Genomic DNA, 9,369 nt, shown 5'->3' with positions numbered 1-9,369 from the left:
TCGTGAAACGAGCCGCCGACGAAATCCCCGACGCGCCCGCCTCTCTCTATCTGCGCCCTACTCTCATCGGCACAGACCCCGTCATCGGCAAGGCCGCCACGCCGTCCGACGGCACGCTGCTGTACATCCTCGCATCGCCCGTCGGCGACTATTTCAAAGCCGGTTCGCCGATGAAACTGCTGGTCGAAACCGAAAACATGCGCTGCGCCCCACACATGGGCCGCGTGAAATGCGGCGGCAACTACGCATCCGCCCTACCCTGGGTGTTGAAGGCCAAAGCCGAGCATGGCGCGCACCAAGTGCTGTTCTGCCCCAACGGCGACGTTCAGGAAACCGCCGCCGCCAACTTCGCGCTGATTAACGGCAATGAAATCATCACCAAACCGCTGACCGCCGAGTTCCTGCATGGCGTTACCCGCGATTCCGTGCTTACCGTCGCCAAAGACATGGGCTACACCGTCAGCGAGCGCAACTTTACCGTGGCCGAACTGAAAGCAGCGGTGGAAAACGGCGCGGAAGCCATTCTCACCGGCACCGCAGCGGTGATTTCGCCCGTTACCTCGTTCGTTATCGGCGGGCAGGAAATCGCCGTGCAGAGCACCGAACGCGGCAACGCCATCCGCAAAGCCGTTACCGACATCCAATACGGTTTGGCCGAAGACAAATACGGCTGGCTCGTGGAAGTGTGCTGATTGGAAAGGCCGTCTGAAAAACGTTTTTTCAGACGGTCTTTGCGGTAAAATATACCCATGACTTACCCGCTACATACGGGTTTTATATTTTTTCAGACGACATTCCCATGAGTAAACAGCTTCTCGGCCTGATTTTCCTGCCTGCGGGCATTTTGAGTATGTGCGCGGCGGCGTTGTGGCAGATGTACACGGTCATGACGGAAAGCCACACGCTCAACCGCTTTAAAGACCGCCAACTGGTGTGGGTCGTGGCCGCGCTGTTTTTCAGCTTCACGCTCGCGCTGTACTGGTTTTGCCCGAACGCACGCAAAAAAGGCCTGCTGTTTGCGCTGCTCGGCGGCGGCGGCGCGCTGATGTACGGATTGGCAAGGATTTGGCTGCCATTCAAATCTTAAGGCGTTGCGCTGTAAACGGTTTCCGTAAAAAACATCAGGCAAGGTTTGGGACAATGTTTGCATAGCGCCGGTTGGCGCAGAATATTGATTTTGTACGGTCGCAAATGCCCGTCCTTCCCGCGCAGGCGGGAATCCATCGCGAACATTCACAACCGAATGAAAGCAGTTTCTTAAAGCTGAAAATAGATTCCCGCCGGATCGGGAATGACGGCAATCGGAGAAATCCGGCTTATCTGTGTGCCGCCAACACCCTATCCGCACACAGCCAAATATAAATACACTATAAATATCTCAAGTCGTTTTTTCAGACGGCCTTTTCAAACCACCGCATCCCCCAAGGCCGTCTGAAAAACGGTTTTCCATTTCTGCTTCACAAACACAAGGACAAAGATCCATGAATCTGCACGAATATCAGGCAAAGACGCTGCTGGCGCAATACGGCCTGCCGGTAGAACGCTTTATCGTGGCGCGCAGCGGCGCGGAAGCGGCGCAGGCGTTCGACAGGCTCGGCGGCACGCCGGCGGTGGTCAAAGCGCAAATACACGCGGGCGGGCGCGGCAAAGCGGGCGGCGTGAAAACCGTCGGCAGCCTCAACGAAGCGCAGACCGCGGCGGAAGCCATGCTGGGCAGCCGTTTGGTAACGTATCAAACCGATGCGCACGGCCAGCCCGTCGATTGCGTGATGGTCAGCGAAAACGTTTATCCGCTGGCGCGCGAACTGTATCTGGGCATGGTTATCGACCGCAAACGCCGCCGTGTGGCGGTGATGGCATCCACCGAAGGCGGGATGGAAATCGAAAAAGTGGCGGCGGAAATGCCGGAAAAACTGTTCAAAATCACGGTTGACCCGCTCATCGGCCTGATGCCCTGCCATGCGCGGGAACTGGCGTTCAAGCTCGGCTTGGCGGGGGAGCAGACGGGCGGTTTTGTCAAACTGCTGCTGGCGGCCTACCACGCATTTACCGAAAACGATTTTTCGCTGCTCGAAGTCAACCCGCTGGCGCTGCTTTCAGACGGCCGTCTGATGTGTCTCGACAGTAAAATCGGTTTGGACGGCAATGCGCTGTTCCGCCATCCCGACATTCTCGCATTGCGCGATACCGCGCAGGAACATCCCCGCGAAACGGCCGCTTCCGCGCTGGGCCTGAGCTATGTCGCGCTCGACGGTGACATCGGCTGCATGGTCAACGGTGCGGGGCTGGCGATGGCGACGATGGACATCATCAAACTCTACGGCGGCTCGCCCGCGAATTTTCTCGATGTGGGCGGCAGCGCCACCACGGAGCGCGTTACCGAAGCCTTCAAACTGATTCTGACCGACACTTCGGTAAAAGGCATCTTAATCAATATTTTCGGCGGTATCGTGCGCTGCGACATGATTGCCGAAGCGATTGTGGCGGCGGTAAAAGAAATGAGCGTGAACGTGCCGGTGGTGGTGCGTTTGGAAGGCAATAAAGCCGAAGAAGGCGCGCAGATTCTCGAACGGTCGGGTTTGCAGCTGGTTTCCGCCCAAGGTTTGGCGGATGCGGCGCAGAAAATCGTGGCGGCAGTCAAAGGAACGGAGCAATGAGCATCTTAATCGACAAAAACACCAAAGTGCTGGTGCAGGGCTTTACCGGCAAAAACGGCACGTTCCATTCCGAACAGGCCATCGCCTACGGCACGCAGATTGTCGGCGGCGTAACGCCGGGCAAAGGCGGCATGCAGCATCTCGGCCGTCCCGTGTTCAATACCGTCAAAGAAGCCGTGCGCGAAACCGGCGCCGATGCCAGCGTGGTGTATGTGCCCGCGCCGTTCGTACTCGATTCGGTTATCGAAGCCGCCGACGCAGGCATCGGGCTGGTGGTCGTGATTACCGAAGGCGTGCCCACGCTCGACATGCTCAAAGTACGCCGTTATCTCGAAACCGGCGGCTGCCACACCCGCATCATCGGCCCCAACTGCCCTGGCATCATCACGCCCGACGAATGCAAAATCGGCATCATGCCCGGCCACATCCACCGCAAAGGCCGTATCGGCGTCATTTCCCGTTCCGGCACGCTCACTTACGAAGCCGTCGCCCAAACCACGGCACTGGGCTTGGGACAATCCACCTGCATCGGTCTCGGCGGCGACCCGATTCCGGGCATGACCCAAATCGACGCGCTCAAACTCTTCCAAGCCGACCCCGAAACCGACGCCGTGATTATGATTGGCGAAATCGGCGGCACGGCGGAAGAAGAAGCGGCCGAATTTATCCAGTCCGAAGTCGGCAAACCCGTGGTCGGCTATATTGCCGGCGTTACCGCCCCCAAAGGCAAACGCATGGGGCATGCCGGTGCGATTATCTCGGGCGGGAAAGGCACGGCGGAAGAAAAGTTCGCAGCATTCGAGCGCGCAGGCATCGCCTATACCCGCAGCCCCGCCGAATTGGGCAGCACCATGCTGGAAGTCTTAAAAAGCAAAGGGCTGGCCTGATTGAAAAAACATAATCCTTGCGCATAGACCGTGAAGTAAACAGGCCGCCTGAACATGTTTTCAGACGGCCTTAAATGTTTTTGATGGCGGCTTTGACTTTTCAGCCGGGGTTGCACGGAACGTTGGTTTGCACAGCCCCGCGCGCAGCCGTTATTCCCGCTCAGACGGAACTCCGGCTTGGAGTTTAAGAAATTTTTTAGATTCATTCGGTTGCGAATATTAACGATGGATTCGCCTGCGCGGGCATAACGGTTGCCAACAGCCCATCACTTTGAAAGTTGATCGGCCCTGACCGCAACGGTTTCAGACGGCCTTCGTTTCCCAAACCCCGCCCCGTTGACAAACCGCCTTTCCGCCCCTAAATAACGTTTGTCCGAGCAACCCCGCCGGCGCACCGCAATAGAGTGATTACTTGTTTTTTTCACACCCTTTACAAAGCCCGTATCCGCCTTAATACGCATTTTTGCGACAATGGCATTATTCCAGCAAACACAACCCACTATTCAAAAAAGGATTTCCCGGTGAAACGCATTTTTCTGTTCATCATCACCAACATTGCCGTTTTGGCCGTCGTGCGCGTCATTCTTGCGCTGTTCGGCCTCGACGGACATTCCGGCAGCGCACTCGCCACCGCTGCGGTCATCGGTTTCAGCGGTTCGATTGTCTCGCTGCTGATGTCGAAAATGCTGGCCAAACAATCGGTCGGCGCAGAAGTCATTACCCAGCCGCACAACGAAGCCGAAGCCTGGCTGCTCGAAACCGTGGCCGCACAAGCCAAACAGTGGAATCTGAAAACGCCCGAAGTCGCCATCTACCATTCTCCCGAACTGAACGCCTTTGCCACCGGCGCCACCAAAAACAGTTCGCTCGTCGCCGTGAGCACCGGCCTGCTCAAAGGCATGACGCGCGACGAAGTCGAAGCCGTGCTCGCGCACGAAATGGCCCACATCGGCAACGGCGACATGGTTACGCTGACGCTGATTCAGGGTGTGGTCAACACCTTTGTGATTTACTTTGCCCGCCTTGTTGCCGGCGTTGTGGCGCAGGGGCGCGACGGCGAAAGTTCGAGCGGCGTGTATTTTCTCGTCAGCATGGTATTGCAGGTACTGTTCGGCTTCTTGGCGAGCTTTATCGTGATGTGGTTCAGCCGCCAGCGCGAATACCGTGCCGACGCAGGCGCGGCGAAACTCGTGGGTGCGCCGAAAATGATTGCCGCCCTGCAACGCCTGAAAAACGGTTCCGGCGGTCTGCCCAAGCAGATGGACGCGATGGGTATCGGCGGCAACGAACGCGATTCCCTGCTCAGCACGCACCCGTCGCTCGACAACCGCATCGCCCGCTTGAAAGGTCTTTGAAACCTGCCGAACGGCTGTTTCCGATAAAGCCCGCCATACAAACAGGCCGTCTGAAAATATTTTCAGACGGCCTGAATTTTTGGGCTGTGTTTGGATATTGTGTTGTCTGAATATTGTGTTGATTAGAAACCGGCAAAACCGATTTCTCCGACTTCCGTCATTCCCGCGCAGGCGGGACCCATATTTGAAATCCGGTATCTTTTTTTAAATAAGGATCAAAACCGGCTTCCTGCCTGCGCAGGAATGACTGGTCTCCAACCAATCCATTGTACAAACACAATCTGTGCCAAAACGCTAAAATCGAAAATCAAACTGTTCCGGCAGTTCCGTTTCCATTCCCGCAAAACTTTTTTCCAGCGCGGCGGTTTGCAGTTTTTTGCGCCGCATGGCCAGCAGCCGCATGACTTCGTGCTTTTGGCTGTCGTTCATATTCAGCCAGTAAAGCCGTTCTTCGCGGCTGCGCAGGCAGCCTTTGCAGTAGCCTTTGGCATTGGCTTCGCACACGCCGATGCAGGGGCTGGGAATGTCGAAAAAGTCGGGCTGCTGCATAGTTTATCGGGAAACTGGAAAACAGCCCCGATTGTGCTTGAAATACGCGGCTTTATCAATGTTGCGGACAAAGTTTGCCGTGTTTGCGGTTCATTGTTTTCTCCACTTTTTTCGAACCTCTCAAGCCGACCTGCCGTTGCCCAACAGACAGAAATCCGTATATATCCGCACCTGCCAGGGCATAACAACCGATAACGGCGATAACGATGCAACCCGCAGGCCGTCTGAAAATCCGTTATCCGTATGCCGTTAAAAATACAGGCCGTCTTGAAAAACATTTTTCAGACGGCCTTTGTATCACTCTCCGATGACCACAACCAATTTTTTCTTCTTCGGCCGGCGGCGGCGTTTGCCGCTGCCTTCGGGATTTTGCGGTGCGGAGGCGGTCATCCCGTTGCGCTCTTCCTCACCTGCGTGTTGGAACGCCGTCCACCATTTTGCCAGCTCTGCATCTGCGCTGCCCGTTTCGCTGCGCAAAACGAGAAAATCGTAAGCGGCGCGGAAACGGCTTTGGGCCAGCAAACGGTGCGGCCTTGCACCGCGGCGGTGCTCGAACGACGGCTGAAACTGCCAGATTTCGCGCATCGTGGCCGAGAAACGCTGAGGAACGCCCCAGCCTTTTTCAATGTCGTCGCGAAAATCGTTGATGGCGGCATTCATCGCCGCGGCAGGCTTCATGCCGTCTGAAATTTTCCGCTGCCAACGGCTCTCGAACTGCGGCCAAAGCACGGCAGCCAATACGAACCCGACGGATACCGATTTGTCGGCACGCAAACGGCGGTCGGTATTTTCAAGCGCCTTCGCCGCAATGCCGCCGCTGCTCTCTTTCAACAACGCGTCCAGCAGCGGATGGATGCCTTCGGGCAGCCCGAGCTTGCGGAACTGTTGCAGGCATTGGACGGCATAGCCCGAAAACAGCACTTTCATGATTTCGTCAAAAAGGCGGGCAACAGGTTCCTGTTTCAGACGGCCTGCATAAGCGGCAATGGGCGCAGCGGTATCTTTTTCGACTTCGAAACCCAGTTTGCCCGACAAACGCACGGCGCGGAGAATGCGCACCGGATCCTCCTGATAACGCGCCGCGGGATTGCCTATCATCACGAGTTTTTTGGCACGGATATCAGCCGTTCCGTGATGGAAGTCGAGAATTTCCTGCCGTATCGGGTCGTAATAGAGCGCGTTGCAGGTAAAATCGCGGCGTTCCGCATCCTGCTCGATGCTGCCGTAGGTATTGTCTTTCATGATGCGGCCGTGCTCGTTCTGCTGAACGTTGCCGCCGCCGCGGAAAGTGGTTACTTCAATGGTTTCCGGGCCGACCATAACGTGCACAATCTGGAAGCGGCGGCCGATGATGCGGCTGCGGCGGAAAATCTTGCGCACCTGTTCGGGCGTGGCATCGGTCGCCACGTCGTAATCTTTCGGCTCCAAGCCGATCAGCAGGTCGCGCACCGCACCGCCGACAACATAAGCCTGGAAACCTTCGTTGTGCAGACGGCGCACCACTTTTTCGGCGGCGAAACTAATCATGTCTGCACCGATGCGGTGCTCGGCATAAGGGATAATCTGTTTGCGCACGCCCCTGCCGTGTTTGCCTGGCAGAACTTTGTGCAGCCATTTTTTCAACATTGTTCGGATAACCTTGCAAAGGCCGTCTGAAACGCAGCGGTTTGCGTAAAACCTTTGCACAACGGCCTTTTGAGGGCAGCTCTGCAAAGGTTTCAGACGGCATGTATGTGGAGACAACGCTTTCGGGAAACATCTTTCGGCATTTCCGTCAAACAGACCGCATTATACCTGAAACGGCAGCAGGCCGCCCGACACGCCGCCCCTCTGTTCCGCATTTTGCCCGAACCATGCCAAACCGATGTATTTGCAAAGGATTTCCAACCCTCGCAACGACCGAAAATCGGCTATAATGCCGCCAATAATTACACTCTCTGCCGAGCATAAAAACCATGTACGACTACCAATCCGAAACCACGCAGTTTCTCAACAAATACATCGAAGAACATCCTGAAGAAACCCAGCAGCGTCTGAAAAACCGCGGCCTGCTGTGGGACGTACAGCTCGATGCCGAAGCCGAAGCCGGTTACGAAGCGGCCAAACTGCCGAAAAAACCCTATGCCTACCAACCGGATTAAACGGCTTTTCAGACGGCCTTGAACCACAGGCAACCGATGCCGTCTGAAGCCCCAAAACCATGACCGTCGAAACCCGCCATACCGATCCCGCGCTGCAAGCCTATCTTAACAGCATCGGCGAACCCGAACACCCCGTTCTCACCGAATTAAGGCAGCGCACCGCCACACACCGCTTGGGCAAAATGGCCATCGCCCGCGAACAGGCCGCACTGCTCACTTGGCTGGCACGTTTAACTGGCGCGAAACGCTATCTCGAAATCGGCGTGTTTACCGGTTACAGCAGCACCGCCATGGCTCTGGCCATGGGGATTGATGCCGAAATTACCGCCTGCGACATCAGCGTTACCCACACCGATACCGCCCGCGAAACGTGGCAGGCAGCCGGCGTAGCACACAACATTACGCTGTATCTCCAACCCGCCCTGATTACGCTTGACCACCTGATTTCCAGCGGTGAAGACGGCAGTTACGACATCGCACTCATCGATGCCGACAAACCACCCACACCGCAATATTACGAACGCTGCCTACAACTTGTACGCAGCGGCGGCATTATCGCCATCGATAACATCCTCTTGGGCGGCCGGGTAATGAAGCCGTCTGAAAACGGTAGTCCGCCAAGTTTGAACATCTTGCGCGAATTCAACCGCAGCCTGCCCCGAGACACACGCATTACCCCCATAACCCTGCCCGTCGGCGACGGCCTGACGCTGTTGTTAAAAAAATAGCCGCCCGTTTTTCAGACGGCCCTACCCGCAAACCCCGCTCCACACATACCACACACCATGAACAGCAAAATCATACCGCTTCTGATTTCCGTCTCTCTACTCAATGCCTGCGCATCGGCAGGCAAATCCTCCGGCACTTCAGACGGCATACCTTATCCCGAAGAAAACGCACAGCAACAGATTAACCGCCTCGGCATCCAAGTTGCCAGACTCGAACAACAGGTAGAAACCCTGCAAACCCGTATCCGCCAGCTGGAACGTACCAAAGGCCGCACAGCAGCACCGCGCACAGCTATCCGTTTATCAGATGCCAAGTTGCAACAGCATTACCGCAAGAATGCTGCTGCGAATCCGGCCGAACCTGCAATCGCAACCATCTCTGGCGACGATAATGCCTATCAGACCGCACAAAAACATTACCGCAACGGCAACTATGCAGCAGCAGCAGCAGCCCTAAAAAACGCAGACGGCGGCAGCGGCAGCGAATCCGCACGCCGCAATATGTATCTTCTGCTGCAAAGCCAGATGAAACTCGGCCGCTGCGAATCCGCCATCAACACAGGCAGCCGTTATGCCAACCGCTTCCGCGGCACCCCCGAAGCCTCAGAAGCCCTGTTTTCCGTAGGTCAATGCCAATACAAGATGCAGCAGAAAGACATTGCTCGCGATACATGGAGAAAACTGATGCAGACGTATCCCGACAGTCCTGCCGCCAAACGCGCAGCCGTTCAAATCAAACAGCGGTAAAATACAGAAGAGTCAGAGATATTGGTTAAACTTCCAAATAGCCAAACTAAATCCGTATAGGAACTTTCGTTTGAAAACCTTCTCGGATCTATCCCAACATACTCACGATATTATTTATCAACAAATTATAGGTTGAAAGAAACAATATCTTCCGAAAATGGAAAAAAATCCGCATGTTTTTCCCAAGCAGGCAAACCATACTGATCAGTAAAACAGCATCAGATACCGTAGCCCCTAATTTTCAGACGGTCTTGATATTCCCCCCAATTTCCCGGAAGGATTCCCGCATGATAGAAGTAGGCATC

The 9,369-nt window shown here is 55.7% G+C and carries 11 protein-coding genes; 9 read left to right on the top strand and 2 right to left on the bottom strand.

What is annotated here, in order from left to right:
• The 5 genes from ilvE to htpX form a co-directional block, all read left to right on the top strand.
• Positions 1–692: branched-chain-amino-acid transaminase (gene ilvE, locus ACEYDX_RS07195; RefSeq protein ID WP_373741344.1), on the top strand; the 692-nt coding region annotated here is incomplete at its 5' end.
• Positions 693–799: 107 nt separating this feature from the next.
• Positions 800–1,087 carry a hypothetical protein gene (locus ACEYDX_RS07190; protein WP_373741343.1) on the top strand — a complete coding sequence of 96 codons (288 nt, stop codon included), beginning with the start codon at positions 800–802 and terminating at the stop codon, positions 1,085–1,087.
• Positions 1,088–1,481: 394 nt separating this feature from the next.
• Positions 1,482–2,657: an ADP-forming succinate--CoA ligase subunit beta gene (gene sucC / locus ACEYDX_RS07185; RefSeq protein WP_373741342.1), complete on the top strand. Its 1,176-nt coding sequence runs from the start codon at positions 1,482–1,484 to the stop codon at positions 2,655–2,657.
• Positions 2,654–3,544: a succinate--CoA ligase subunit alpha gene (gene sucD / locus ACEYDX_RS07180; protein ID WP_373741341.1), complete on the top strand. Its 891-nt coding sequence runs from the start codon at positions 2,654–2,656 to the stop codon at positions 3,542–3,544. The genes sucC and sucD overlap by 4 nt, the downstream gene beginning before the upstream one ends.
• A gap of 521 nt (positions 3,545–4,065) precedes the next feature.
• The gene (gene htpX / locus ACEYDX_RS07175; RefSeq protein WP_373741340.1) at positions 4,066–4,899 is read left to right on the top strand and encodes a protease HtpX; all 834 of its coding nucleotides are present in this window, start codon (positions 4,066–4,068) and stop codon (positions 4,897–4,899) included.
• Between the two features lie 294 nt (positions 4,900–5,193).
• Here htpX and ACEYDX_RS07170 read toward each other — a convergent pair whose 3' ends face one another.
• Positions 5,194–5,448, bottom strand: coding sequence for a DUF1289 domain-containing protein (locus ACEYDX_RS07170; protein WP_373741339.1), 255 nt, complete (start codon positions 5,446–5,448; stop codon positions 5,194–5,196).
• A 297-nt stretch (positions 5,449–5,745) separates the two neighbouring features.
• Positions 5,746–7,074, bottom strand: coding sequence for a polynucleotide adenylyltransferase PcnB (locus ACEYDX_RS07165; protein ID WP_373741338.1), 1,329 nt, complete (start codon positions 7,072–7,074; stop codon positions 5,746–5,748).
• A gap of 105 nt (positions 7,075–7,179) precedes the next feature.
• On the opposite strand from ACEYDX_RS07165, the gene ACEYDX_RS07160 reads away from it, so the two are divergent.
• The 4 genes from ACEYDX_RS07160 to ACEYDX_RS07145 are packed head-to-tail and all read left to right on the top strand — an operon-like array spanning position 7,180 to position 9,064.
• Positions 7,180–7,398 (top strand): hypothetical protein, encoded by a 219-nt coding sequence (locus ACEYDX_RS07160; RefSeq protein WP_373741337.1) that lies wholly within the window; start codon positions 7,180–7,182, stop codon positions 7,396–7,398.
• A gap of 5 nt (positions 7,399–7,403) precedes the next feature.
• Positions 7,404–7,589, top strand: a complete 186-nt coding sequence (locus ACEYDX_RS07155) for a DUF3460 family protein (protein WP_373741336.1) — start codon at positions 7,404–7,406, stop codon at positions 7,587–7,589.
• Positions 7,590–7,648: 59 nt separating this feature from the next.
• A complete protein-coding gene (locus ACEYDX_RS07150) occupies positions 7,649–8,317 on the top strand; it encodes a class I SAM-dependent methyltransferase (protein WP_373741335.1) in 669 nt (222 codons plus the stop codon).
• A gap of 57 nt (positions 8,318–8,374) precedes the next feature.
• A complete protein-coding gene (locus ACEYDX_RS07145; RefSeq protein WP_373741334.1) occupies positions 8,375–9,064 on the top strand; it encodes a tol-pal system YbgF family protein in 690 nt (229 codons plus the stop codon).
• The last annotated feature ends 305 nt before the right edge of the window (positions 9,065–9,369 follow it).

Source organism: Neisseria sp., from assembly GCF_041804105.1.
Lineage (GTDB): Bacteria > Pseudomonadota > Gammaproteobacteria > Burkholderiales > Neisseriaceae > Neisseria.
Note: the sequence above shows the minus strand (reverse complement) of the source record. Positions and strands in the feature narration are given on the sequence as shown.